Annotated in this window: 24 protein-coding genes; 3 read left to right on the top strand and 21 right to left on the bottom strand. The window is 45.1% G+C overall.

The window, feature by feature from the left end; all coding sequences use genetic code 11:
• The first annotated feature begins 136 nt into the window (after positions 1-136).
• Both R7M72_RS10930 and R7M72_RS10925 read left to right on the top strand, forming a co-directional pair.
• Positions 137-1720, top strand: coding sequence for a LysM peptidoglycan-binding domain-containing protein (locus R7M72_RS10930; RefSeq protein WP_017820746.1), 1584 nt, complete (start codon positions 137-139; stop codon positions 1718-1720).
• Positions 1717-2403, top strand: a complete 687-nt coding sequence (locus R7M72_RS10925) for a YIP1 family protein (protein WP_005380375.1) — start codon at positions 1717-1719, stop codon at positions 2401-2403. The genes R7M72_RS10930 and R7M72_RS10925 overlap by 4 nt, the downstream gene beginning before the upstream one ends.
• Position 2404: 1 nt before the next feature.
• Here R7M72_RS10925 and R7M72_RS10920 read toward each other — a convergent pair whose 3' ends face one another.
• The 21 genes from R7M72_RS10920 to rpsB form a co-directional block, all read right to left on the bottom strand.
• Complete coding sequence (locus R7M72_RS10920) at positions 2405-3250, bottom strand: endonuclease/exonuclease/phosphatase family protein (RefSeq protein ID WP_258474743.1); 846 nt, start codon at positions 3248-3250, stop codon at positions 2405-2407.
• A 140-nt stretch (positions 3251-3390) separates the two neighbouring features.
• Positions 3391-3729 (bottom strand): nitrogen regulatory protein P-II, encoded by a 339-nt coding sequence (gene glnB, locus R7M72_RS10915; RefSeq protein ID WP_005380372.1) that lies wholly within the window; start codon positions 3727-3729, stop codon positions 3391-3393.
• A 188-nt stretch (positions 3730-3917) separates the two neighbouring features.
• Entirely contained in the window at positions 3918-4232 is a 315-nt protein-coding gene (locus R7M72_RS10910) for a c-type cytochrome (RefSeq protein ID WP_017636043.1), read from the bottom strand.
• A 70-nt stretch (positions 4233-4302) separates the two neighbouring features.
• Entirely contained in the window at positions 4303-5613 is a 1311-nt protein-coding gene (gene tilS / locus R7M72_RS10905) for a tRNA lysidine(34) synthetase TilS (protein ID WP_318056169.1), read from the bottom strand.
• 106 nt (positions 5614-5719) lie between these two features.
• The gene (gene accA / locus R7M72_RS10900; protein ID WP_005380365.1) at positions 5720-6679 is read right to left on the bottom strand and encodes an acetyl-CoA carboxylase carboxyl transferase subunit alpha; all 960 of its coding nucleotides are present in this window, start codon (positions 6677-6679) and stop codon (positions 5720-5722) included.
• A 46-nt stretch (positions 6680-6725) separates the two neighbouring features.
• Positions 6726-10205: a DNA polymerase III subunit alpha gene (dnaE, locus tag R7M72_RS10895; RefSeq protein WP_005385364.1), complete on the bottom strand. Its 3480-nt coding sequence runs from the start codon at positions 10203-10205 to the stop codon at positions 6726-6728.
• An 81-nt stretch (positions 10206-10286) separates the two neighbouring features.
• The gene (gene rnhB, locus R7M72_RS10890; protein ID WP_017820749.1) at positions 10287-10922 is read right to left on the bottom strand and encodes a ribonuclease HII; all 636 of its coding nucleotides are present in this window, start codon (positions 10920-10922) and stop codon (positions 10287-10289) included.
• Positions 10923-10931: 9 nt separating this feature from the next.
• Entirely contained in the window at positions 10932-12071 is a 1140-nt protein-coding gene (lpxB, locus tag R7M72_RS10885; RefSeq protein ID WP_017636041.1) for a lipid-A-disaccharide synthase, read from the bottom strand.
• A gap of 119 nt (positions 12072-12190) precedes the next feature.
• Positions 12191-12979, bottom strand: coding sequence for an acyl-ACP--UDP-N-acetylglucosamine O-acyltransferase (gene lpxA, locus R7M72_RS10880; protein WP_005380357.1), 789 nt, complete (start codon positions 12977-12979; stop codon positions 12191-12193).
• A gap of 1 nt (position 12980) precedes the next feature.
• Entirely contained in the window at positions 12981-13433 is a 453-nt protein-coding gene (gene fabZ / locus R7M72_RS10875) for a 3-hydroxyacyl-ACP dehydratase FabZ (RefSeq protein ID WP_005380349.1), read from the bottom strand.
• Positions 13434-13665: 232 nt separating this feature from the next.
• Positions 13666-14697 (bottom strand): UDP-3-O-(3-hydroxymyristoyl)glucosamine N-acyltransferase, encoded by a 1032-nt coding sequence (lpxD, locus tag R7M72_RS10870; protein ID WP_170894017.1) that lies wholly within the window; start codon positions 14695-14697, stop codon positions 13666-13668.
• A 6-nt stretch (positions 14698-14703) separates the two neighbouring features.
• Positions 14704-15213, bottom strand: a complete 510-nt coding sequence (locus R7M72_RS10865; protein WP_005391804.1) for an OmpH family outer membrane protein — start codon at positions 15211-15213, stop codon at positions 14704-14706.
• A gap of 13 nt (positions 15214-15226) precedes the next feature.
• Positions 15227-17641: an outer membrane protein assembly factor BamA gene (gene bamA, locus R7M72_RS10860; protein WP_005391802.1), complete on the bottom strand. Its 2415-nt coding sequence runs from the start codon at positions 17639-17641 to the stop codon at positions 15227-15229.
• Between the two features lie 44 nt (positions 17642-17685).
• Positions 17686-19044: a sigma E protease regulator RseP gene (gene rseP, locus R7M72_RS10855; RefSeq protein WP_005380334.1), complete on the bottom strand. Its 1359-nt coding sequence runs from the start codon at positions 19042-19044 to the stop codon at positions 17686-17688.
• Positions 19044-20249 (bottom strand): 1-deoxy-D-xylulose-5-phosphate reductoisomerase, encoded by a 1206-nt coding sequence (ispC, locus tag R7M72_RS10850; RefSeq protein WP_005391796.1) that lies wholly within the window; start codon positions 20247-20249, stop codon positions 19044-19046. Before ispC ends, rseP begins: the two co-directional genes overlap by 1 nt.
• A 50-nt stretch (positions 20250-20299) precedes the next feature.
• Positions 20300-21142: a phosphatidate cytidylyltransferase gene (locus R7M72_RS10845; RefSeq protein WP_005385351.1), complete on the bottom strand. Its 843-nt coding sequence runs from the start codon at positions 21140-21142 to the stop codon at positions 20300-20302.
• Between the two features lie 12 nt (positions 21143-21154).
• Positions 21155-21910, bottom strand: a complete 756-nt coding sequence (locus R7M72_RS10840) for an isoprenyl transferase (RefSeq protein ID WP_005380331.1) — start codon at positions 21908-21910, stop codon at positions 21155-21157.
• Between the two features lie 96 nt (positions 21911-22006).
• Positions 22007-22564 (bottom strand): ribosome recycling factor, encoded by a 558-nt coding sequence (gene frr / locus R7M72_RS10835; RefSeq protein WP_005385348.1) that lies wholly within the window; start codon positions 22562-22564, stop codon positions 22007-22009.
• A 100-nt stretch (positions 22565-22664) separates the two neighbouring features.
• The gene (gene pyrH / locus R7M72_RS10830) at positions 22665-23390 is read right to left on the bottom strand and encodes a UMP kinase (RefSeq protein WP_005380329.1); all 726 of its coding nucleotides are present in this window, start codon (positions 23388-23390) and stop codon (positions 22665-22667) included.
• A 147-nt stretch (positions 23391-23537) separates the two neighbouring features.
• The gene (gene tsf, locus R7M72_RS10825) at positions 23538-24383 is read right to left on the bottom strand and encodes a translation elongation factor Ts (protein WP_005380328.1); all 846 of its coding nucleotides are present in this window, start codon (positions 24381-24383) and stop codon (positions 23538-23540) included.
• A gap of 132 nt (positions 24384-24515) precedes the next feature.
• Positions 24516-25244, bottom strand: coding sequence for a 30S ribosomal protein S2 (rpsB, locus tag R7M72_RS10820; RefSeq protein ID WP_005380327.1), 729 nt, complete (start codon positions 25242-25244; stop codon positions 24516-24518).
• A gap of 385 nt (positions 25245-25629) precedes the next feature.
• On the opposite strand from rpsB, the gene map reads away from it, so the two are divergent.
• Positions 25630-26508, top strand: coding sequence for a type I methionyl aminopeptidase (map, locus tag R7M72_RS10815; protein WP_005380326.1), 879 nt, complete (start codon positions 25630-25632; stop codon positions 26506-26508).
• The last annotated feature ends 104 nt before the right edge of the window (positions 26509-26612 follow it).

Here is a 26612-nt window from a genome sequence, read left to right as displayed (position 1 = left end):
CATTGCATAATTAGAAGCTCTTTGCCTCTATAAATTAGTTAGTGTTTAAAAGATGTCTATTATCTTGCGACTGCCACGCACATTACGTTGCGCGACAGGCAGGTGAAGATAAACAGGCCCTAAATAGGCTGAATCCATGCGTTTGAAGTATACTTGGGCGTTGGCGTTGTTATTATCTGGCTGTCAATTGACTCAGTCAGATTCAACGTCTTCTACACCAGAAACCAATAAATCTGAGCAGACTGCAAAGCAAAATGCAGTAAAAGCTCAACCGGGCAATAAATCGTCACTAGCAAAAAAATCCGCTAACGACGCGCCTAAAGTTCTCTCCCCCCAAGAACAAGAAGATGTGTGGCAACGTATCGCCATGCAGCTGGACATGGATATCCCAAACCACAAGAAAGTGGACTACTACCGTACGTGGTATTTAAAGCACCCAAATCACCTTTACACGGTATCTAAGCGTGCTACTCCTTTTCTATACATGATCACAAAACGTATCGAAGAGCGCGGACTCCCAATGGAGCTTGCTTTACTTCCTGTAGTGGAAAGTTCATTCGATGCCTTTGCCTACTCACATGGTAGCGCGGCTGGGTTGTGGCAATTTGTCCCTGGCACCGGAAAAATGATGGGACTAGAGCAAAACTACTGGTATGACGGTCGCAGAGATGTGGCAGCAGCAACGGATGCAGCGCTGGACTACCTAGTACAACTAAACGAGCGTTTTGATGGTAACTGGGAACATGCAATCGCCGCTTATAACAGCGGTGGAGGCCGAGTTTCTAGCGCAATTCGTAAGAATAAAAAGCTCGGTAAACCTATCGATTTCTTCTCATTAGACTTACCAAAAGAGACCAGCAGTTACGTTCCTAAGCTATTGGCCTTGGCTGACGTTATCGCAAACCAAGACAAGTACGGACTTAATATTCCTGCAATTCCAAACAAGCCTGTTCTAACGCTTGTTGATCCAGAAGAGCAGTTAGATCTGGCTATTGCCGCAGATTATGCCGGCATTAGCGTAAAAGAGTTGCAGAGTTACAACCCAGCATACAACCAGTGGTCGACAGCGCCTGAGGGGCCGCACCAACTTTTGATTCCCGTAGAGAAAAAAGAGACTTTTCTCACCAAGGTGGAGAAAAATCGCGGTAAAGGGATGAAGGTCGCTCGCTACAAGGTGAAATCTGGTGACTCTTTAAGCGTGCTAGCTAATAAATACGGCACAACCACGAAAGTCATTCGACGTGCCAACGGCCTATCGAATAACAACATTCGTATTGGTCAATACCTATTGATTCCGACATCAACAAAAGACGATGCAAAATATGCATTAACGGCACAAAACCGATTAAACAAGACTCAATCTCGTGCTCGTGGTCAACTCAAGCTCACCCATGTCGTTCAGTCTGGAGAAAGTTTGTGGTCAATCGCACGTAACAATAAAGTGTCGTATAAATCGTTAGCTAAATGGAATGGTATGGGCCCTAAAGATCCATTGCGTGTGGGTCAAAAGCTAGTGATTTGGAAAGACTCAGACAAAGGTTCTGTGATCCGTACCGTTTTCTACAACGTTCGCTCTGGCGACACCATTAGCGGCATTGCAAGCAAGTTCAAAGTAAAAACGAACGACATCGTGAAATGGAACTCGCTACACAAGAAAAAATACTTACAACCAGGTCAAAAGCTTAAGTTGTACGTTGACGTAACGAAGGTAAGTGTATGAACCCATCAAGCAATCCACTTGTGATGCTGTTGGACATTTTTCGTTCTCCAACATCTTGTTTTCTTGCGCTTTATCAACGCGGTGGATGGGGATGGCAACCGTTCATCTTCCTGATGCTTAGTCCGTTTTTATTCTGGGGTGCTTACTTTTCGAATGTCGATTTCACGTGGCTCAGTGACCAACTTGCTGCGCAATTTCAGCAAATCGACCCGAAGCAGATTGAGCTATTAGAACCAAACACGCTAATGGCAAGCGCGATCATCAATGATGTATTCAACCGCTTTGCCACCTTACTATTGCTCGCGCTTTGGTTCTTTCTTGCAACAAAGGCAAGCAAACAACAATACGGTTACTGGAAATGGTTTGCCGCATCGTGTGCTATCTTATTCCCAGCAGTATTGGGCGATGTAGCAAGCTACGCGAGCTTGCTACTCAAGCATGGTCAGGTAATGACTTACGCTGCCGATTTAAATAGCCTCAATGGTCTATTAAAGCTGCCTCTTACTAACGAATGGTCTCATTTCGCTAGCTCGTTACCTTTGCTTCTGCCTTGGTACATTGTGCTCGGCTACGGCGTTGTACTGACGTGGACGGAGTTTGAACGTGGCCAAGCTTTGGTGATAGCAAGCCTGCCATGGGTATTCTTCTACGTTATTTGGGCACTTTATATTGTGGTAACCTAAGCTAGTTATTTAACGTAAATGACAATAACAATGGGTTATGATCGGAAGCGTCGCTCTGCGGCGCTTTTGCGTACTTAAGCGTCAGACCTCGGTAAAACACATGGTCCAGTGGTAACCCTGTTATAAATTGGACTCGATGATCCGGCAAGAACGTCACCTCTTGTAAGTCCGCAGCCTTTAAGGCCTGCCTCATCGCATTAACGCGAGATTCACTCCAGCTATTGAAGTCTCCAGCGAATAGGATTGGCCCCACATGATGCTTTAAAAGCATTTCAAGCGCCGTTAACTGAGATGTATACTCTTTTGTACCTACGGTGAAGTTAATCGCATGTACATTCACCACTGCGAGTTTCTCGCCATTACTCAAGTGATACTGGCTATATAATGCAGACTTAGGTAAGCGCAGCCACGGCTCTTTAGAGGTGTAAGCGCAGGCTTTTTCTGGTTGCCCTTGAGCAATACTAATTACACCTGCACCGCTACCCAGCGCCTTAAAAGCACTCACTTGATTACTAACCCAGCGACCATCCACCAACCACTGCTTAAATGATGGTGTCATGCTGGCTTCTTGCAATAAGAGCAACTGCTTATCAGCAGAAAACTCATCGAGTGCACGTTGCCAGTTAGCCCGGTTCTGTTTGTAGATATTCCAGACAAGTACATTGATTTCACCGCCCTGATCCAGAGCTTTTGAGCCGCTAAATTCGATACACCTAATATCCTGCGTCAACTCTGAGCCTGTTTGAGTAATGATTTGCGGCTGATCTGGTACGGTGAAAATAACCTGGAAGCCGACCAATACCGCCATAATAAGAAAAGCTAACGCCAGAAAAAAACGCTTAAACATACGACAAACCTGAATGTAGGCACCCGAAATCTAGAACAACAAATCTCGGGTTAAATGATTTCACTAATAAGCAAACAACAAAAAAGGAGCCACTTGGCTCCCTTTTAGCATAATAAATACGAAACAGGTGACAAGAAACCTTAGATCGCGTCTTCGTCTTCTTCACCAGTACGAATACGAACCACACGCTCAATATCAGTGACGAATATTTTACCATCACCAATCTTACCAGTTTGCGCGGTTTCAATGATTGTCTCTACGCATTTATCAGCCACATCTTCCGTTACAACGATTTCGAGCTTCACTTTAGGTAGAAAGTCCACCATATACTCTGCACCACGGTAAAGCTCTGTGTGACCTTTTTGGCGACCAAAACCTTTCACTTCAGAGACGGTCATCCCTGTAATGCCAACTTCAGCTAGCGCTTCTCGAACATCATCCAGTTTAAATGGCTTGATAATCGCTTCAATTTTTTTCATGTTCATCCCTTAAGCTTCAATCGATTGCGCTTATTATCGTTTAGCGTTTCGCAACATTCAATGTTTGTCTCTGCTCCACCAGCGAAAATCCAGGCTGAGCAAATTAACATAGCGAATATCGTGAGTTGATAAAACCCAATGAGGACTGCTCAATGCCCAATCGTCCAAGCTTTACTTCAGGCTCACGTTTACTTCAAACTTGCGTAGTAAGCCGCTAGGTTAGCGATGTCTTCATCAGACAACAATGAAGCTTGAGCTTGCATCACAGCAGCAAGTCCACCTGTTCGCTCTTTATTTTTATAAGCTTTAATTGAACTGATAATATATTGCTCATTTTGCCCTTTCAGATTTGGGTAACCCGGAATGACAGCAATACCATCAGCGCCATGACACGCCGCGCATACTCCCGACTTTGCTTGACCTGCTGCAGCATCTCCCGCAGCTAGAGCTTGCCCACTGAACATGGTTAGCGCCACCATTGCGCCCATGATTGTTTTCTTCATTGCTTCACCTAATCAATTATTATTTAAGGATTTTTATATTTTATAATCGACATTGTGGCATGAATTTTCATTACCTGCGCCAAATAAGTTCACAATCTTGACCATTAAACGCCTGATCAACGAACAGATCTGCCACAGCAACGACTCGGTCTTGATACATCAAAATCGGAATTTGACGACGCAGCCAGCTTGGCACATTGTATTCTTGGAACAACTTCTTCAGTTTTCGACTGTGATTACGCGTGGTTGGATGCGCTGATAAGCCTTCCGGATTAAAGGTCACGCGAAGCAATTCTGGCTGACTCGGAAGCGCAATCGTTGCGTTGCTAGAACTCGTCGTTAAGGTCAGCTCCCCTAGCCGCTCTGGAAGCGATAAAACGGTATCGACTTGAATCGTACTTTGCCACTCAGTGACGTCAGCGATTTCCGTTACCCAATAGAGACGATTTCGAAAACGGCGCACTTCACCTTGTTTAAGTTGTAGTTTGGGGTTGGCATCTTGCTGAGCTAATGCCACTTCATTCCAGATGAGATTGAGTTGTACCTGAGTCGGCATACTAGTATTAAGATTAGCTAGCCACATACGAATCAAGCGCGCACGAGCTAACTCACTGTGCTTAGCCAGCTCTTCAATACTCAAACTTAGATCCGTTTGTAAAGCGCGTTCAAACACCGCGCTCAATAGTTCATCCAATAGCGCTTCTTGTTGAGCACATAAACTTGCACTGCGCTGAACCGCTTGATGGATACTCGGCCAACGACCAGACAATTCAGGAATAACACAATGACGAAGAAAGTTACGATCATAACGGGTATCTTGATTGCTTTCGTCTTCCACCCACTCCAAGCCTAATTTAGTAGCGGCTTCTTCGATGGTCTTCCGCTTGATAGTAAGCAATGGTCGAACTAGAGATCCGCAAGAAAACGGCATACTCTCCGCCATCGAAGATAACCCTTTAGGCCCGCTGCCGCGCTTAAGCGCAAGGAGAAAAGTCTCTATTTGATCGTCGGCATGTTGACCAGTCAACAGTATATCGCCTTCTTGAATGTACTTAGTTAAGGCTTGGTAGCGAGCTTCACGAGCAAGAAGTTCAATACTTTCACCATTGCTGATGTCTAAGCTCACTCGCTCGATCGAGCACGATATCCCCACTTGTTGTGCCCAAAGTAAGCATTTATCGGCCCAATTATCGGCATTCGAGCTTAAACCATGGTGCACATACACAGCGTGACACTCTACAGAGTGCGCTTGTTGGTAGCGACTGAGTAATTCGAGTAAAAGACGTGAATCCACTCCTCCGCTAAACGCTAAGACAACCTTAGTGCCTAATTGATAGTAGCGGTCGAGAACTTGAGCAAAATGCGGGTAAAGCGATTCCATAAACGATCCGATAGGTGCAAAAAAGGGCTGGACTCTCATCCAACCCTTTCTATTTTAACTGTTATCAATTGAGATATCAGCTAACGCTTAACAGCAATCACCGAAATTAACAGTAACCGTAGCTCATTAGGCGCTGGTAACGACGTTCACGTAGCGTCTCTTCATCCAGTTGTTCTAGATCTTCTAGCTGACGAAGTAGTGTCGCTTTCATATTCGCTGCCATTTGAACATGATCGCGATGAGCGCCGCCTAGTGGCTCTTCGATGATTTCGTCGATCAGTTCAAGCTCTTTAAGACGCGGAGCAGTTAGGCCCATTGCCTCTGCCGCTTGTGGCGCTTTGTCTGAATCACGCCATAAGATTGAAGCACAACCCTCAGGAGAAATTACTGAGTACGTAGAGTACTGAAGCATGTTCACGTAGTCGCCTACACCGATTGCTAATGCACCACCAGAACCGCCTTCACCGACAACGTTACAGATTACTGGTACTTTAAGACCAGACATCACTTTTAGGTTTTTCGCGATAGCTTCAGATTGACCACGTTCTTCTGCGCCCACACCTGGGTATGCGCCAGCCGTGTCAATAAATGTGATGATCGGCATGTTGAAACGCTCTGCCATTTCCATCAAGCGTAGAGCCTTACGGTAGCCTTCTGGTTTCGGCATACCAAAGTTACGTTTCACCTTTTCTTTGGTCTCACGACCTTTTTGGTGACCAATGATCATCACAGGGCGGCCTTCAAGGCGAGCCATGCCACCCACAATCGCTTTGTCGTCTGCAAACGCGCGGTCACCCGCTAATTCATCAAACTCCTCAAAAGCGTGTTGGATGTAATCCAGCGTGTAAGGACGTAGTGGGTGACGAGCCAGTTGAGCTGTTTCCCATGCACCTAGGTCACTGAAGGTTTTTTTCTTCAGCTCTAAGCTTTTCTTCTCAAGCTGTTCGATTTCTTTATCCAGGTCAATCGCAGAATCACCACCGTGACGAGAGACATCACGTAATGCTTCAATTTTCGCTTCTAGTTCTGCAATTGGCTTTTCAAATTCAAGAAAGTTTAGGCTCATCTATGAATCCTTGTTTACTCAGCGTCTAACATATTGCGCTGAATTTTTAGTTAAATTCGAGTTCTACCTGGCTTTTGCCAAGCAACTGTTTTAAATCGTCGAGTAATGTATCACTTGGCGTAACTCGCCACTCGGTGCCCAATGTTAACCGCGCTCTGGCGTCGGCACGCTGGTAGTATACATTGACGGGTACGGTTCCGGCTTTGTGCGGTTCTAAAATACGGCTGAACTGCTCAAAAAACTGATCGTTGATCTGATTTGCATCTATCGATACCGACAAACCACGAGCGTATTTCTCGCGCGCACTGCCGAGATCCATAACTTCACGCGCCGACATTTTAAGGCCACCGTTGAAGTCATCAAAGCTGACCTGTCCAGAAACGACCAAAATTCTGTCTTTTTCGAGAAGTTCAGCGTATCGATCCAGCGCATCTGAGAACAACATCACTTCCATGCGACCACTTCGGTCATCCAGTGTCATAATACCAATTCGTGTACCACGCTTGGTCGTCATTACACGAGCGGCAATAACCAGGCCGGCTACCGTGACAGATTGATCGCGGCGAGTGGGCGTTGCGTCTTTTAGTCGACAACTGGTGTATTTGTTTAGTTCCTTTACGTAGGCGTTAATTGGGTGCCCTGTCAAATATAGACCTAGGGTATCACGCTCGCCCTCTAACCACACTTTTTCTGGCCAAGGCGGAACCTGCGTATACTTATGCTCTACTTCTTCAGGTGCATCCGTTAGCACACCAAACATATCCGTTTGACCAAACGCTTCAGCTTGGTGATGTTGACTTGCTGCTTTTACCGCATCATTGAGTGACGCCATCATCGCCGCGCGGTGTGGGCCTAGCCGATCCAACGCGCCCGCGTAAATCAGCTTCTCTATCACTCGTTTATTGACACGTTTTAGATCAACTCGAGCACAGAAATCAAATAGGTCTTTAAAGTGACCACCTTTATTTCTCGCCTCAAGAATCGCATCGATAGGGCCCTCACCAACCCCTTTTATCGCACCAATACCGTAAACAATTGCGCCATTTTCATCAACATTAAAGCGATATAGGCCAGAGTTGATGTCTGGTGGCAGCACGGTAAGCTTCATACGGAAACACTCATCGACCAAGCCAACGACTTTTTCCGTGTTATCCATATCGGCTGTCATTACCGCAGCCATAAATTCGGCAGGATAATGTGTTTTCAGCCAAAGAGTTTGATAAGAAACCAATGCATAAGCAGCAGAGTGCGATTTGTTAAAACCATAACCGGCGAACTTCTCTACCAAGTCGAAGATTTTCATCGCCAACTCGCCATCGATACCGTTCTTTATCGCACCTTCTTCAAAGATAGCACGTTGTTTTGCCATCTCTTCTGGCTTTTTCTTACCCATTGCACGACGAAGCATGTCCGCACCACCTAGCGTGTAACCTGCTAAGATCTGCGCAATCTGCATTACCTGCTCTTGGTACAGGATGATGCCGTAGGTTGGATCAAGCGTCTCTTTTAGCGACTCGTGTTGCCACTTTTCATCTGGATAAGAGATCGCTTCTCGACCATGTTTACGGTCGATAAAGTTATCTACCATGCCCGATTGCAAAGGACCCGGACGGAAGAGTGCTACCAATGCGATGATGTCTTCGAAACAGTCTGGCTGAAGTCGTTTGATCAGCTCTTTCATGCCTCGAGATTCAAGCTGGAATACTGCTGTCGTTTCAGAGTTTTGCAACAAACGGAAAGAGGCAGGATCTTCTAACGGTATGGATTCAATTTGAACCGGTTCTTTCCCTTCTCGCTCTAGGCGTGGGTTAATCAGTCCTAACGCCCAGTCAATAATGGTTAAGGTACGTAAACCCAAGAAGTCAAACTTAACTAGGCCAGCGGTCTCGACATCGTTTTTATCAAATTGAGTAACCGGGAAATGACCTTCAGCGTCTGCATAAATTGGCGCAAAATCGGTAATTGTTGTAGGTGAAATTACAACACCACCAGCGTGTTTACCGGCGTTTCGCGTACAGCCTTCCAAAATATGACACATGTCGATGAGTTCTTTAACTTCCTCATCAGCCTCATACAATTCAGGTAGTGCAGGTTCAGCTTTAAACGCTTTATCTAGCGTCATTCCTGGATCGGGCGGGATCAGCTTTGAAATACGATCAACAAAACCAAATGGATGACCCAATACGCGGCCAACGTCACGGATTACCGCTTTTGCCGCCATGGTACCAAACGTGATGATCTGAGACACCGCGTCGCGACCGTACATTTCTGCAACGTGGTCAATAACCTGGTCACGTTTATCCATACAGAAATCGACGTCGAAATCGGGCATCGAAACACGTTCTGGGTTCAAGAAACGTTCGAACAGCAAGTCGTATTCTAATGGATCCAGGTCGGTGATTTTTAATGCGTAAGCCACCAAAGAGCCAGCACCGGAACCACGTCCAGGACCTACAGGAATTCCATTATCTTTTGACCACTGGATGAACTCCATTACGATCAAGAAGTAACCAGGGAATCCCATTTGGTTGATAACATCTAGCTCTATCTGAAGACGTTCATCATATTCAGGGCGGCGACGTTTCCTCTCTTCCTCATCTGGAAATAGGAACTCTAAACGCTCTTCCAAGCCCTCTCGGGATTTCATGACTAAGAACTCAGTCTCTTTCATCCCTTCAGTTGGGAAGGCTGGTAGGAAGTACTCCCCTAAGCGTACAGTCACGTTACAACGCTTCGCTATCTCGACACTGTTTTCTAACGCTTCAGGAATATCAGCAAACAGCTCGCACATTTCTTCTTCTGTACGAAGATATTGCTGCGGACTGTAGTTTTTTGGCCTGCGCGGATCTTCTAATGTGTAACCATCGTGAATCGCTACGCGTATTTCATGAGCATCAAATAGGTCAGGACTCAGGAATACAACTTCATTGGTCGCCACTACTGGCAAGTCTTGCTGCTCTGCCAATTCAACTGCAAAGTGAAGATAAGTTTCTTCATCTGGACGACCGGTACGAAGTAACTCAAGATAAAAGCGATCTGGAAAATGCTGTTTATAGAAATCAACACACCCTTGCACTATTTGACGGTTGCCTTTCAAAAGGCCGCGACCAATTTCCCCGCTTTTACCGCCGGATAATACAATCAGGCCTTCAGACATTTCAGCCAACCAGGCTTTGTCAATCACTGGGTGGTGTTGAACATGTCCACGTAAGTACGCTTTTGATATCAATAACGTCAGGTTCTTATAACCTACATTATCCGCCGCAAGCAAAGTCACTTGTGTCAGCTCTTCACCAAACTCGTCCGACTGCATTTTAAAGTCAGCACCAATGATCGGTTTAACACCACTGCCATGCGCCGTACCGTAAAACTTCACCAAACCACATAGGTTGGTAAAGTCGGTCAACGCCATTGCGGGCATACCGAGCTCAGCAACTTTCTTTACGATTGGCGGAACTTTGTTGAGGCCATCCACCATCGAGAAGTCACTATGAACACGCAGGTGGATGAATTTGGGATCTGACATTAACAGGTACCGTGTAACTCTATTTTGTTGGGGATTCTAACCTAAAGAGGTTGGGTTTATAACACCAATTAGATCGTTTGATTATTCTATGCCTAACGCTTTTTTTACTGGCTTGAAACTCTTGCGGTGTTCACTGATCACTCCGTGTTGCTCAATCGCTTCAAAGTGCGCTTTAGTTGGGTAACCTTTGTGCTTCGCGAAGCCAAATTGTGGATGAAGTTTATCCAACTCTTCCATCTCTTGGTCACGCACGACTTTGGCAATAATTGAAGCCGCACTGATTTCGGCAACACGTAGATCGCCTTTTACTACAGCTTGAGCATCCATTGGCAGCTCCGGACAACGGTTACCATCAATCAACACCAAATCAGGTTGAACCTGTAACCCCGCCACTGCACGCTGCATCGCAACCATAGTCGCCTGCAAAATATTCAGTTGATCGATTTCTTCAGGAGAACAACGCCCGACCGCCCACGCCAATGCTTTTTCTTTGATTTCAGGAAGCAGCGCCATGCGTTTCTTTTCGGTCAATTTTTTCGAATCGTTCAACCCTTCAATAGGATTGTTAGGATCAAGGATAACCGCAGCGGTGACGACGTCTCCTACCAAAGGGCCACGTCCTACCTCGTCGACTCCGGCCACAAGCTGATAACCTTGCGGATATTCAAACGGAGGGAGTTCAACTTTGGTTTTGGTCACTTTTGGTTTAACAGCCATGATAAATCTCTATTTCTCAATCAGTTTTAGAACCGCGTTTGCGGCTTGTTGGTCCGCATCTTTACGAATCCAATGATGCATTTCCGTAAACTTATCTAACATCGGTTTATTGTCGCTTTCCAATAAGCGAGAAACCTCAGTAAACAAATTGTCTGGTGTGCACTCATCTTGTAGATATTCTTTGACGAGCTCATCATCCGCCAAGATATTCGGCAATGACACATACTTCGTTTTCAATAGACGTTTAGCTAAAAAAGCAGTAAATGCATTCACACGATAACCCACCACCATTGGACGCTTGAGAAGCATACACTCCAACGCTACGGTACCGGAGGCCAACATCACGGCATCGGATGCGGTGATGACGTTGCGTGCGGTGTCATCAACTAACTTGAAGTCCAACTCTGGCGCTAGCTCTTTCCATGCTTGTTCAAACTGCTCACGGCGTTTTTGATTAACAAGCGCGACAACAAACCCCAGTTCTGGAAATTTTTTATGGAGTAACTTGCAGGTTTCAATAAATGGCTCTGAGAGCATTTTTAACTCGCTACCACGACTGCCTGGCAGGACAGCAAGCCACTTTTTATCTTGTTCTAAACCAAGCAACTCACGTGCAGGCGCTTGTTCTGATTCTAGTGGGATGGCATCAGCCAAGGTATGACCAATGAACTCGCAAGGTACATTAAATTTGTCGTAGAACGCTTTCTCAAACGGAAGAAATGCTAGTACCAAGTTCGTTGCCGCTTCTATTTTAAAGATGCGCTTCTGACGCCAAGCCCAAACAGACGGACTCACGTAATGAACGGTTTTAATGCCCGCTTGCTTGAGGTCAAGCTCCAAGCGTAAGTTGAAGTCAGGAGCATCGATCCCGATGAAAACATCAGGCGGATTCTGAGTAAAATACTGAACGAGCTCAGCTTTCACTTTAAGAAGTCTCGGTAAGCGGCCTAAAACCTCGACTAATCCCATCACCGCAAGCTCTTCCATATCAAACAGAGACTCGCAACCTTGGGCTATCATTTTCGGACCGCCAATGCCTACGAACTCTGCGTCTGGATATTGCTGCTTTACTGCTTTGATAAAGCCTTCACCTAGCGTATCGCCAGACAATTCTCCGGCAATGATGCCAATACGTAATGGTCTTTCCATATCTACTTCGCTATTTTTCCTGTGCGCTATGGATAACGGTTTGCCTTATCCATAAAACACAAAAAGATCGTAACCTCAAATTCGGTCACGATCTTTTTATTTATTGGTTCATTCGCCAATTAACGAATAATGCCACGTTCCGTCGTTTCCAGAATATCTGAGAAACGCTTCACTGCTGGCCACTCTTGAGCCATTTCAGCTAGAATAGGCTTCACTTCTTCTAGCGTCTTACCTGAACGGTAGATTTCTTTATACGCTTTTTGTAGCGCACGAATCTCTGGTTTCTCAAAGCCATTACGCTTCAAGCCAACAAGGTTCAAGCCGAAAGGTGTGGCGTGGTTACCTTGCGCGAGTACGTAAGCTGGGACATCTTGCACCACTGCTGAACAGCCGCCAATGTACGCGTAAGCGCCCACTGTACAAAACGGATGAATCGCAGACAGTGCCATCACACCGGCATAATCATCAACAGTAACGTGACCACCAAGAATCGAGTTATTACCGATATGAGTGTGGTTACCAATAACAACATCATGCGCAACGTGTGCATTCACACACAATAAGTTGTCATCACCAATGATCGTGGTTGCTTTGTCTTGCACTGTGCCGCGGTGAACTTGGACCGCTTCACGAATGACGTTACGATCACCGATAACCACAGTTGTGTCTTCACCACCGTATTTTTTGTCTTGGTTTTCTTCACCAATGACAGCATGTGGGAAAATACGGTTATCTTTGCCAATAGTTGTGTGACCTTTGATCACAACGTGAGACATCACTTCTGTGCCTTCACCAATTTCAACCGTAGAGGTGATGTACGTAAAAGGACCTACTGTTACGTTAGCACCAATTTTGGCGCCCTCTTCTACCACCGCTGCCGGGTGGATTTTAGCGGTTTCATGAATCATATTAAAACTCTCGACGAGCACACTTCAGTTCTGCAGAACATACCACTTCGCCGTCAACTTTTGCTACACCGCTAAATGCAGCAATGCCGCGACGTTCTTTCAGAAATTCTACCTCAATAACCAATTGGTCGCCCGGAACCACTGGTTTACGGAATTTCGCGCCGTCTACGCTTGCAAAGTAGTACAGTTCATTTTCTGTTGGTGCACCAAATGATTTAAATGCAAGTAAGCCTGTTGCCTGAGCCATTGCTTCTAAAATCAAAACACCTGGGAATACTGGTAGTTGAGGAAAGTGACCTGTGAACTGAGGTTCGTTAACCGACACGTTTTTAATCGCGTGAAGGTACTTCTCTTCTTGGAAGTCTATCACTCGGTCGATCAATAAGAATGGGTAGCGATGAGGTAGTAGCTCTTGAATTTCAGAGATGTTCATCGTTTTCTTTTCAGTAGTCAAAGTCGTCTTCCTATATCAATTTTTTGCCGCCAAGATGGCAAACGTGGCAACAGGTCGTAAAGCCGAATCGCTTTGCAATATACTAGCAAAATACGCACCATCTTGGAGTTAAATCTACTTAGAGCGCGTCATTATAGAAGAAAAAGACCCGCATTTCGCGAGTCTTCTTACAGAATATGGAACTAGAACTTGTTAGCTTTCACGTTAAATACAGAGCGAAAGATAACTTGTTCTAAATTTCTTCTTTCTGTTCCAGCTGTTTTTCAACCGCTTTCAGGCGCTTATTCATCTCATCAATACGGTGAACTCGAGTTGCAGTTTTACGCCACTCTCTGTTCGTTTGTAGTGGAATACCTGATGAGTAAAGGCCTTTTTCTTCGATACTGCGCATTACCATGCCCATACCTGTAATCGCCACACCATCTGCGATAGTGATATGGCCATTCAGAACAGACGCGCCGCCAATCTGGCAGTACTTACCAATTTTTGTACTGCCCGCGACAATAGTACCACCAGGCATCACGGTACCATATCCGATCTGCACGTTGTGCGCGATTTGAAGTTGGTTATCCAGAATGACATTGTCTTCAATGATAGTATCTTCGAGTGCACCGCGGTCAATCGTAGTACAAGCACCAATCTCAACGCGGTTACCGATACGCACTGAACCAAGCTGAGGAATTTTGATCCACTCGCCTTTGTCATTCGCATAACCGAAGCCATCAGAGCCAATGACGGTACCCGATTGAACGAGACAGTCATCACCCAATGACACTTCATGATAGATAGTGACATTAGCCCAAAGCTTGGTGTTATTCCCTAGCTTGGCGTTCTTACCGATAAAACAACCAGCTCCAACGCTTACGTTATCGCCGAGTTCTACGCCCGTTTCAATCACAGCGTTAGCGCCGATTGTAACGTTCTCACCCATCTTAACGTCAGCGGCAATCACAGCACTTGGTGCAATATCGTCTGCCGGTTTTGGTGTGGTATCCATCGCTTGGACCACACGAGCAAATGCGACATAAGGGTCTGAAACCACTAGCGTATTTCCAACGCATTGATCTTTATGCTCAGCCTTTACCATAACGACGGTAGCTTGGCACTCAGAAAGGTGTTTTGCGTATTTTGGGTTAGACAAGAAGGTTACGTCACCTTCTTGTGCTTTATCCATTGGAGCAACACGGCTTACAACGAGAGACTCGTCACCAAACAGCTCACCCCCGGTAATTGTCGCCAATTCGGCTAATGTTAATGTCTTCATAACTTCTTATTTTAGAGCTTTAATTACGTCTTCAGAAATATTGTATTCTGGCTTGCCGTACTGCAAAGCAGAGATATCAATCACAAGATCGTAACCATTTTTGTCTGCGACTTTCTTAACTGCATCTTGAATCGTTTTGAAAAGCTTCGCTTTTTCTTCAGCTTCACGACGCGCACTTGCTTTTTCAAGTGCTTGTGCTTTCACTTTGTACTCGCTGTCTAGCTTCGCGATATCGATACGTAGCTTTTCTACTTCGTCTTGACCCAAAAGCTCACCGTCACGTTGTAGCTTTTCGATCTTTGTTTTAGCTTGCGCTTGGATTGACTTCAGTTCATCAGCTTTGCTTTTGAAGTCTTTCTGCATTTTTTGTAGTACAACTTCACGTTGAGGAAGAGCTTGGAAAACTTGAGCTGTATTTACGTAAGCAATTTTCTGTGCAGCTTCTGCCGCATTTGCAAACATTGAAGAGCTCAGTACAAGAAGGCCAATCCCAGCCGCTTTGATCATTTTATTCAAAATATTTTCCTCTTTAGAAAGTTCTACCGATAGTGAATGTGAAGAACTCTTCATCATCGCCATCAAATTTCTTAATTGGTTTCGCTAGTGAGAAGACTAGTGGCCCCATTGGAGACATCCACTGCAACGCCGCACCGTAAGAAGAGCGGTAGTTGGTTGGATCTGAGTAATCGTAGTAGTAACGGTCACCATATTCCGCACCTGAATCGCGGTAGTCAAACTCCGTATCCCAAACACTTGCCATATCAAAGAAGATACTGGTACGAATTTGGTTTTGTACTTCTTCTGATGCAAATGGTGTTGGGACAATCAACTCAACACTTGCTAGCGCTACGGCGTTACCACCAACAGAGTCATCTGTTGCTGTATCTGCGCCATTGTTTGAACCAGATGTATCACGGTAAACCGCTTTAGGACCAACAGAGTTTGAGCCAAAGCCACGAAGCGATGTAAAGCCACCTGCGTAGTAGTTTTCGTAGAATGGGAACAAGTTATCGTTACCATCCGTTTGACCGTAACCATTACCGTAACCTAAGCGGCCACGGAACAAGAGGGTAAACTCGTGCTTTTTAGTCAATGGCACATACTGGCGAACATCGTACTGCATTTTGAAGTATTGAACGTCAGAGCCAGGTACGGTCATTTTATAGAATGCACGTTGATGGTTACCTGCTGTTGGGAAATAGCCACGGTTTAAGTTATTACGTGTCCAAGAGATATTGAAGTCGAAGTCGTTTGTGTTCAACGCTCCACTAGAATCAATGTTGTCTGCTTGTGCTCGTAAGAACTGCTCTACCTGCAAGTAAGGCGATAAGTTACCGATCTTGTTGTGCGTATAACCGACACCGAATTCAAAACGGTTCAACTCATCGAATGGGAAGCCCCACGTTAAGCTCGCGCCATAGCTTTCGTTGGTATAGTCAACGATATTGGCTTCTTTAGCTTCAAATTCGTTATAGAAAACCTTACCACCTAAGCTTACACCGTCTAAGTTCCAGTACGGATCACGGTAATCTAGACTGATGTTTTTCTGGTAGTCATTCATCATCGCGTTGATACCAACACGGTTACCGCTACCAATAAAGTTATCTTGTTGCAGGCCAACCTGGAAGCTCACACCCGATTCTGTACCGTAGCCAACACCGAAGTTAACGCTACCAGAGTTCGCTTCTTTGACAGAGTAAACTAGGTCAACTTGATCATCACTACCAGGAACTCGAACCGTCTGTACTTCAACATTTTCAAAGTAGCCCAAACGATTTAGACGAGTTTTACCCGTTTCAATCGATTTCGAGTTCAACCAACTGCCTTCCATCTGACGCATTTCACGACGAAGGACTTCATCTTTGGTTGAGTTATTACCCGTGAAGCGAATGTCACGAACATAAATTCGGTTACCCGGATCTACGTTAACGACCAAAGAAACTTCTTGATTCTCGTCGTCAAACTCAGGAATGGTATTCACTTGAGGATAAGCATAACCGGACTCACCAAGCACACGCTTAATCCCTTCTTCCATTGAAGTCACCAACGAGCCGTTGTATGTCTCATTGTCTTCAAATGGCACAAGTCTTTCGAACGTCGCTTCCTCGCCAATCAAATCACCACGGAACTTCACGTCCTTAACGGTGTAAACCTCGCCCTCTTCTAGACCAAGAGTAATGTATACCCCTTTCTTGTCAGGAGAGATTGCAACTTGTGTCGAGTCAACGTTAAATTTTAAGTAACCACGATCCAGGTAGAATGATTTGAGTGCTTCAATATCACCTGCAAGAACTTGCTTTTGATACTTTTCATCAGAAAGGAAATTCCACCACGGCACATCAACATTTAAGTTAAAGCGCGAAAGCAGTTCTTCATCACTGAACACTTCATTACCGATAAAGTTGATTTGCTGAATTTTTGCCGACACACCTTCAGTAAAGACAAACTTAAGATCAGAACGATTACGTGGTAGTGGAGTCACCACCGCTTTTACTGTTGCGTTGTATTTACCTACGCTGTAGTAAAAGTCTTCTAAGCCTTTTTCAATGTTGCTTAGCGTGGTGCGGTCAAGCGCTTCACCTTCACGAACGCCAGACGCGTTCAGGTTTTCTTGTAGCTGCTCGTCCTTGATTGCTTTGTTACCTGAAAAAGAGATGCTTGCAATGGTAGGACGTTCTTTGACTTGAACCATCAGAACACCACCGTCACGCAACACTTTCACATCTTCAAAGTTACCAGATGCATACAGGGCGCGGATAATTTCTGCAACATCGCCTTGGCCAATGGTATCACCGACACGTACAGGCATTTTCAACAATGCAGCACCCAGTGCTACACGCTGCAATCCATCGATTTCAATATCTTGAACTACGAAGTTCTCTGCTCCATTTGCAGATACACTGGTCGCCAGTAAACTTGCAAATAGAATTCGCTTAATCGCCATACTTGTTCTAATTATTCCTTGCTACTGCTTTTGTCTCTGAACTATCACAGACGAGTAAAATCATTAAATAGCGCTAACGCCATGAGCGAGAAGATGATCGCACCACCAATTCTAAAGCCCATTTCCTGCACTTTCTCAGGAACAGGACGTCGAATGACTGCTTCAATTGCAAAAAACAACAAATGACCGCCATCCAACATTGGTAAAGGAACGAGATTAATAATACCTAGGTTAACACTAATTAGAGCCAGAAAACCTAAAAAGTAGACCAAACCATAATCTGCTGTCGCGCCTGCGCCTTTGGCTATTGATATTGGTCCACTCAGATTATTCAGACCAACGTCTCCAACAATCAGCTTCTTAAGCATGCTGATTGTCAAACCAATGACTTGGCCAGTTTTGTCTACTGCTTTACCTATTGACTCGAATACACCAAACTGAAGATCGAAGCGATAACTTTCTGGCCATTCTGCGACTTTAGGTGCAATACCTGCAAAACCAACGACTTCTTTGTTAGCTAGCTCACGGCTACCAGGTGTCAGCGTCAATGTTTGCTCATAACCCTGACGTAACACCGTCAATTCAAGCGGTGTATCAGGATTAGAACGAACCGCTTCAACCACTTGCTTCCATTCGGTCACGCGTTGTTGACCAATTGCGACAACCTCATCACCTGGAAGCACACCGGCTTTTTCCGCCGCTCCACCTTGCGAGACCTGCTCGATAACTCGATACACCTCCGGTGTATACGGAGCAAAACCTAACGACTGCATCGCTGACTGAGTTTCTGGGTCGAACTTCCACTCACGTAAATCGAGCGTTTTCGTTACTTCTGAACCAACTTCATTCGCTGACGTTAGTGTTACCGTCATCAAATCATCGCCAATATGAGAAATCAATCCCATATTTACTGATTCCCAATCCGGAGTTTTGATACCAGATATCGATTTAAGTTCCATTCCAGATTCAATTCCAGCTTCCGCAACAATCGAATTGGGCGTAACTTCACCAATTACAGGCTTAACAGCAGGGATGCCAATTAGAAATACCAGCCAATAGGCAAAAATTGCGAAAAGAAAATTAAAGATGGGGCCAGCCGCAACAATAGAGGTTCGCTTCCATAACGGCTTCTTATCAAACGCTAAGTGCTTCTCATGTTCTGGCACCTCATCGACACGGCTATCAACCATTTTCACATAGCCGCCGAGAGGGATCATTGAGATGCTGTACTCCGTTCCGTCTTTGCCTACTTTACTCCAAATAGACTTGCCGAAACCGATTGAAAACTTTTCAACTTTAACGCCGCAACGGCGAGCAACCCAAAAATGCCCAAATTCGTGCACGGCAACAAGAATGCCCAGTGCGACGATAAAAGAAATGAGATTCCACAATATACCAGTCATCAGCTACGCTCGCGTATGGTTTCTAGGGCAATAGTTCGTGCCATTCTATCTAGCTCGAGCAAGCTTTCCAAGCTATTCGCATTCTCAGCTTTGCAGCTTGCGTTGATTTTATTCAACACAGACTCATTGATGCGAGCAATATCGGTAAAACCTAGTCTGTTATTTAAAAATGCATCAACAGCGACTTCATTAGCTGCATTCAATGCCGTTGTTGCGTGTTGACCTTCATAACAAGCATCAATTGCGAGTTTTAAACATGGGTAACGAGCAAAGTCAGGCTGCAAAAACGTCAGCTCACCAACTTTCGTGAAGTCTAGCGGCTTAACCCCAGCTTCTACTCTTGACGGGTATGACATGGTGAGCGCAATTGGCGTCGCCATATCCGCTTCTCCCATTTGTGCCAAGACCGAACCATCACGATACTGAACCATAGAATGAATCACAGATTGAGGATGAATAACCACCTTCAGTTGTTCGCGAGCAGCATTAAATAGCCACTTAGCTTCGATATACTCAAGGCCTTTATTCATCATCGTGGCAGAATCAACAGAAATTTTTGGCCCCATCGACCAGTTTGGATGAGCGATCGCCTGAGCGGGTGTCACCTGCTCCAGTTCTGCGATGTCAGTGTAACGGAAAGGACCACCAGATCCAGTCAACAAAATATGAGAAATGCCATGTTCTTGTAAATTGCAACGACCAAGATTGGTTTGTACTTGCTGTGGTAAACATTGGAAAATGGCGTTGTGTTCACTGTCGACGGGAAGTAGCTCTGCGCCAAATTCTTCTACAGCATCAATAAATAGCTGGCCTGACATTACAAGTGCTTCTTTATTTGCCAACAAGACTCGCTTACCTGCTTTCACGGCAGCCATGGTAGGCAATAAGCCAGCGGCTCCTACAATAGCAGCCATTACACTGTCGACCTCGTCCAGCGAAGCTATATGACATAGCGCATCAGTACCACCTAGCACTTCGGTACCTGGCGAAACCGAGTGTAGCTCAGCTTGAAGTTGAGACGCTGCAGCTTTATCTGCCATGACCGCATATTTAGGTTGCCACTGACGACATAGACCGATCATCTTTTCAACGTTAGTGCTTGCCGCTAAGGCAACGACAGAAAACAGATCTGGGTTTTGTTCGACCACTTTAAGCGTGCTTGCACCAATTGATCCAGTAGCACCAAGAATCGTTAACTTTTGCATGTTGTAAGACCGTTAGAAAGCTCAGGAGCGACGACGCCGCTCCTGATAAATTAGAATACGTAGTAAAGAAGAGCAAAAACTGGGAATGCTGCGGTTAGGCTGTCGATACGATCTAGCACACCACCGTGCCCTGGGATAATGTTACTGCTGTCTTTAATGCCTGAGACACGTTTGAACATACTTTCAACCAGATCACCAAGCACTGAAATAACGACAGTCACTAGCGTAATCAGCACCATATGGACAGGGCTAGTGAACTGGATGTCGAACCAATCAGCAAATGCCCACGCTACGATTAATGCCGTGATAATGCCACCAATTAGCCCTTCAATAGTTTTATTGGGGCTTACATGAGGAGCCATCTTACGTTTGCCTAAGCTTTTGCCTGCAAAGTAGGCGCCGCTATCTGCAGCCCATACCAAGAAACAAACGTACAACACAAGCTTTGCGCCGTGGTATGGATCTACAGTGATGTCATACGCTCTGAGAATAATCACACTCCAAAGGAATGGGATTAATGTCAGAAAACCAAATACATGACGTAAAACAAAATTACTTTGCCAAGATTTCGTCGTTTTGGGGTAAGTAATCGCCATTAAGCTAGCAATAATCCACCAAACAAAACCAATACCCAAGACGACATAATGAGGTGTCGTTAAGTGATTGAGGCTATATGCATCAGGCGAGATGTATAGAAAACTAAGTCCGGTAATAATGATTGCCGGCACAAGGGCAGCAATGCGAGAGTTGCTTCCTGTAAACTGAGTCCACTCCCAAAAACCTAATAGCGTTATTGCAGTTAAAGCGGCAATAAAGCCCATTAGCGGTAATTTAAAAATGCCTAAAATAACCAGGGGAGCTAAAATTAGTGCTGTTATTATTCTCTGTTTCAAACTAACTAGTCCTTATTGAGCTGCCATCAATGCCTTTATTTGTTCACCTGTACAGCCAAAACGACGTTCTCGGTTGATAAACCAAGTCACAGCTTCTACCAAACTGTCTTCATCGAATTCTGGCCAGTACTCTGGTGTAAAGTACATTTCTGCATAAGCCATTTGCCACAACATAAAGTTGCTGATGCGGCACTCTCCACTGGTGCGAATTAAAAGATCCACTTCCGGTAGGTCTGCCATGGTCAAATGCTCAGTGATTAGCTGCTCATTGATATCCTCTACACGAATTTCACCGTTACGTGCTTTTAGCGCTAACGTTTTAGCAGCTTCTGTGATGTCCCATTTACCGCCATAGTTGGCTGCAATGTTGATCACCATACCCGTGTTATCTGCCGTTAGGTTTTCTGCTTCTACAATTTTCTTTTGTAGACGCTCACTAAATCGACTGGTATCACCGATCACGCGCAACCGTAAGTTATTTTTGTGTAGTTTTTTTACTTCACTAGACAGGACCGTGATAAACAGTTCCATCAAAAGACCCACTTCTTCCTCCGGACGACGCCAGTTTTCACTACTAAAAGCAAACAGCGTCATGGCTCTAATGCCTAGTTTTGAAGCAGCAGCCACGGTCTTACGAACGGCACTAACGCCTTTTTTATGACCAAATACGCGAGGTTTTCCTTTGGACTTAGCCCAACGGCCATTACCGTCCATAATGATGGCAATATGCTTAGGAAGGGAATCAGAGAAGGCTTGAGAATTTTGCATAGGGAGTTAATTGAGTTCCATCAGTTGGATAGACTAACATAAAAAAACGCTGAGCTGTGAGCACAGCGTTTTCCAACAGTGATGTGTGTGGGAGTATTAAACTTCCATCAACTCTTTTTCTTTTGCAGCAAGAACTTCATCGATCTTCTTAACTGCAACGTCAGTTAGCTTTTGAATTTCGTCTTGTGCTTTACGGTCTTCATCTTCAGAGATTTCTTTATCTTTTAGAAGCGCTTTAAGATCGTTGTTTGCGTCACGACGGATGTTACGAACAGCAACACGACCACCTTCAGCTTCACCACGGACGATCTTAACTAGGTCTTTACGACGCTCTTCCGTTAGCGGTGGAAGTGGAACGCGGATGATAGTGCCAGCTGACATAGGGTTTAGACCAAGGTCAGACGTCATGATCGCTTTTTCTACTTTCGGCGTCAGCTCTTTATCAAAAACCGTGATTGCAAGTGTACGTGCATCTTCAGCAACAACGTTTGCTACTTGGTTTAGAGGTGTTGCTGCACCGTAGTATTCTACAGAAATACCAGATAGTAGGCTTGGGTGTGCACGACCTGTACGAATTTTAGAAAGGTTGTTCTTAAGCGCTTCAACGCTTTTATCCATGCGCTCTTGCGCGTCTTTTTTGATTTCGTTAATCACAGTTTCACCTTAAAAATGTCATCTTTCCTGAAGAAAGCCTAAAACGGTTGAGCAAAGCAAGCACCACCCTAACGCTTTGGAGTGGCACCTTAAGCCAAGCTTATTCGTTGATGAGCGTGCCTTCTGCTTCGCCCATAACCACGCGACGTAGTGCGCCTGGCTTGTTCATATTAAATACGCGGATTGGCATTTTGTGGTCACGAGCTAGCGTAAACGCAGCCAAGTCCATAACTTTCAGCTCTTTATCCAGAACTTCTGCATAAGATAGCTTATCATACAGCTCTGCGTCTGGGTTTGCTACAGGGTCAGCAGTAAATACACCATCAACTTTCGTCGCTTTTAGTACGACATCCGCTTCAATTTCGATACCACGTAAACAAGCAGCAGAATCCGTTGTAAAAAACGGGTTACCAGTACCAGCAGAGAAGATGACAACTCGGCCTTGGCGAAGCTCACGGATCGCATCAGCCCAATTATAGTCGTCACATACGCCTTTTAGAGGGATTGCAGACATAACGCGCGCATTTACGTATGCACGGTGAAGAGCATCACGCATCGCTAGGCCATTCATTACTGTAGCAAGCATACCCATGTGGTCACCAACTACGCGGTTCATACCAGCTTCAGCTAGGCCTGCACCACGGAACAAGTTACCGCCACCGATAACTACACCAACCTGAACACCCAGTTCAACCAGTTCTTTAACTTCTTGTGCCATACGATCAAGGACCGCAGGATCAATACCAAAACCGTCTTCACCTTGAAGAGCTTCACCACTCAGTTTTAATAGAATACGTTGATACGCTGGTTTAGGGTTCGTAGTCATGGAGTTTACCTTCCAAAGAGAGTTGTTGATTAACAGTCATGAATAGACACAATTTCAGTTATGGCTATTCATCACGGCTAATCGTTCACTGCTCATAAAAAGACCGCAGCCTTGGCTACGGTCTAATCTTTATACAGTCTCTAAGGATTAACCTTTTTGAGCTGCTGCAACTTCTTCAGCGAAGCTCATTTCTTCTTTCTTCTCGATACCTTCACCTACTTCTAGGCGAACGAACGTAGAAACTGAAGCGCCTTTTTCTTTCAGCATTTCGCCTACAGTTTTCTTAGGCTCCATGATGAAAGCTTGACCTGTTAGAGAGATCTCGCCAGTGAATTTCTTCATGCGGCCAACAACCATCTTCTCAGCGATTTCAGCAGGCTTGCCTTCGTTCATTGCGATTTCAACTTGAACCGCTTTCTCTTTTTCTACTACGTCAGCTGGTACGTCTTCTGGGTTAACGAACTCTGGCTTAGAAGCAGCAACGTGCATTGCAACGTGCTTAAGAGTTTCTGCGTCGCCTTCACCAGCAACAACAACACCGATTTTCTCACCGTGACGGTAAGAAGCGATTGCAGTGCCTTGAACGTATTCTACGCGACGGATAGTGATGTTTTCACCGATTTTAGCTACTAGAGCTACACGTGCGTCTTCGAATTGTGCTTGTAGTTCTTCAACAGAAGCTTTTGAAGCTAGAGCTGCAGCTGCAACTTCTTCTGCGAATGCAGTGAAGTTACCGTCTTTAGCAACGAAGTCAGTTTGGCAGTTAACTTCAAGAAGAACAGCAACGCCGTTTTCTTCTTTGATGATGATTGCGCCTTCAGCTGCAACGTTACCAGCTTTCTTAGCTGCTTTCGCTGCGCCAGATTTACGCATGTTTTCAATTGCTAGTTCGATGTCAGCGTTTGCTTCTACAAGCGCTTTCTTACATTCCATCATGCCAGCGCCAGTACGCTCGCGAAGTTCTTTAACTAGAGCAGCAGTTACAGTTGCCATTCTGTCTTCCTCGTTTGATTCGAAATAAGGTAAAAAACAGGGGCCTAACATTGTCGGCCCCCATTGCTAACTATAACTTAGTTTATGCTACACAAAGGTTTCACATAGACCAAGTGTGACACAGAGCCGCTATTATTCAGCTTCTACGAAACCGTCTTTTTCAGCAACTGCAGCTACGTCTTTGTTACGACCTTCAGATACTGCTGAAGCAGCAGCGTTCAGGTATAGCTGTACAGCGCGGATCGCGTCGTCGTTACCTGGGATTACGTAGTCAACGCCGTCTGGGTTAGAGTTAGTATCTACCACAGCGTATACTGGAATACCTAGGTTGTTAGCTTCTTTAATTGCAATGTGTTCGTGATCAGCGTCGATTACGAATAGAGCGTCTGGTAGGCCGCCCATGTCTTTGATACCACCAAGAGATTTCTCTAGCTTCTCCATTTCGCGAGTACGCATTAGAGCTTCTTTCTTAGTTAGTTTGTCAAAAGTACCGTCTTGAGATTGAGTCTCTAGTTCTTTTAGACGCTTGATAGACTGACGAACTGTTTTGTAGTTTGTAAGCATACCGCCTAACCAGCGGTTGTTTACGTAAAACTGGTTGCTTGCGATTGCAGCTTCTTTAACAGCTTCAGATGCAGCGCGCTTAGTACCTACGAATAGAACCTTACCTTTCTTCTCGCCAACTTTAGCTAGTTCAGCTAGAGCGTCGTTGAACATTGGTACAGTTTTTTCTAGGTTGATGATATGAACTTTGTTACGAGCGCCAAAGATGAATGGCTTCATTTTTGGGTTCCAGTAACGAGTCTGGTGACCGAAGTGAACACCAGCTTTTAGCATATCGCGCATTGATACAGTTGCCATTTTAAAATCCTCTATGGGGTTAGGCCTCCACATTCCCCATAACTCCGACCAAGCTTCTGCTCAGCACCCCGGAATATGTGACGGAATGTGTGTGATTTAAAGATAAAAGGTTATTCGGATGAAGCTTGCTTCGCCGCTCAACTTTGCTAAGCGAAGAGAACAGTCCTCTATTCCGGCGCGCTTTATACCATATTTTAGCTCACTGTGGCTAGTAAAAATTATTTCTTCACCGTGCCACTTTCTCTTATTTTATAAGCAAAACTTTAAACATATGATCGAATTAAGAATGATGCATATTCCTATCTAACTTGGGTTAACGCCCCGATGTCTGATAGAATGCGGCCATTCGCACGTTTACGTGCTTAGGAATAAGTAGAGAAAGCCAATGTCAATCAAGATTAAAACTGCTGAAGAAATAGAACGCATGCGCATTGCGGGCAAGCTAGCCGCAGAGATTCTAGAAATGATCGAACCACACATCAAAGTTGGTGTGACGACAGAAGAGTTAAACAAAATCTGTCATGAGTACGCTCTAGAAAAAGGCGCATACTCTGCTCCGCTTGATTACCATGGTTTCCCTAAGTCGATCTGTACTTCAATCAACCATATCGTATGCCACGGTATTCCAGCGGAAAAAGACGAAATCGGTAGCAACGGCCAAATGAAGCCAGCGGTACTAAAAGATGGTGACATCTTAAACGTTGATATTACCGTAATCGTTCCAAATGATGAGAATGCCGATCTGAGCGTGCGTCCTCAGGGTTACCATGGTGACACTTCTAAGATGTTCCTAGTCGGTGATGTTTCGCCTGCAAACAAACGTCTATGCATGGTAGCTCAAGAAGCACTGTATGTTGGTATGCGTACCGTTAAGCCAGGTTCAACAGTTGGCGACATCGGTACAGCTATCGAGAAGTACATCAAAGAGAACAACAAGAACAATCCTCGCAACAAGTTTTCTATTGTGAAAGACTTCTGTGGTCACGGTATCGGCGATGAGTTCCATGAAGAACCACAAGTGGTTCATTACAAGAACAAAGACCGCCGCGTACTAAAAGAAGGCATGTGCTTTACTATTGAGCCGATGATTAACGCTGGTAAATTTGGTTGCTCTGTTGATGCACAAGATGACTGGACTGTTTACACGGGCGACGGCAAGAACTCTGCGCAATGGGAACATACCATTGTTGTAACAAAAGAAGGTTGTGAAGTACTGACGCTTCGTAGCGACGATACGATTCCTCGCCTAATGAAAAACGCGTAAAGCTGACGACCACTCGTTGTTTACTATATCCCTGCTTCGGCGGGGATATTTTTTATCTGCCGCAAATTTGTTAGATTGTTATTAGATTAGCTTGCACGGATGGC

This window comes from Vibrio sp. YT-18 (assembly GCF_033337345.1).
GTDB classification, from domain to species: Bacteria; Pseudomonadota; Gammaproteobacteria; order Enterobacterales; family Vibrionaceae; genus Vibrio; species Vibrio alginolyticus.
This window is presented reverse-complemented; position numbering and strand designations above follow the sequence as displayed.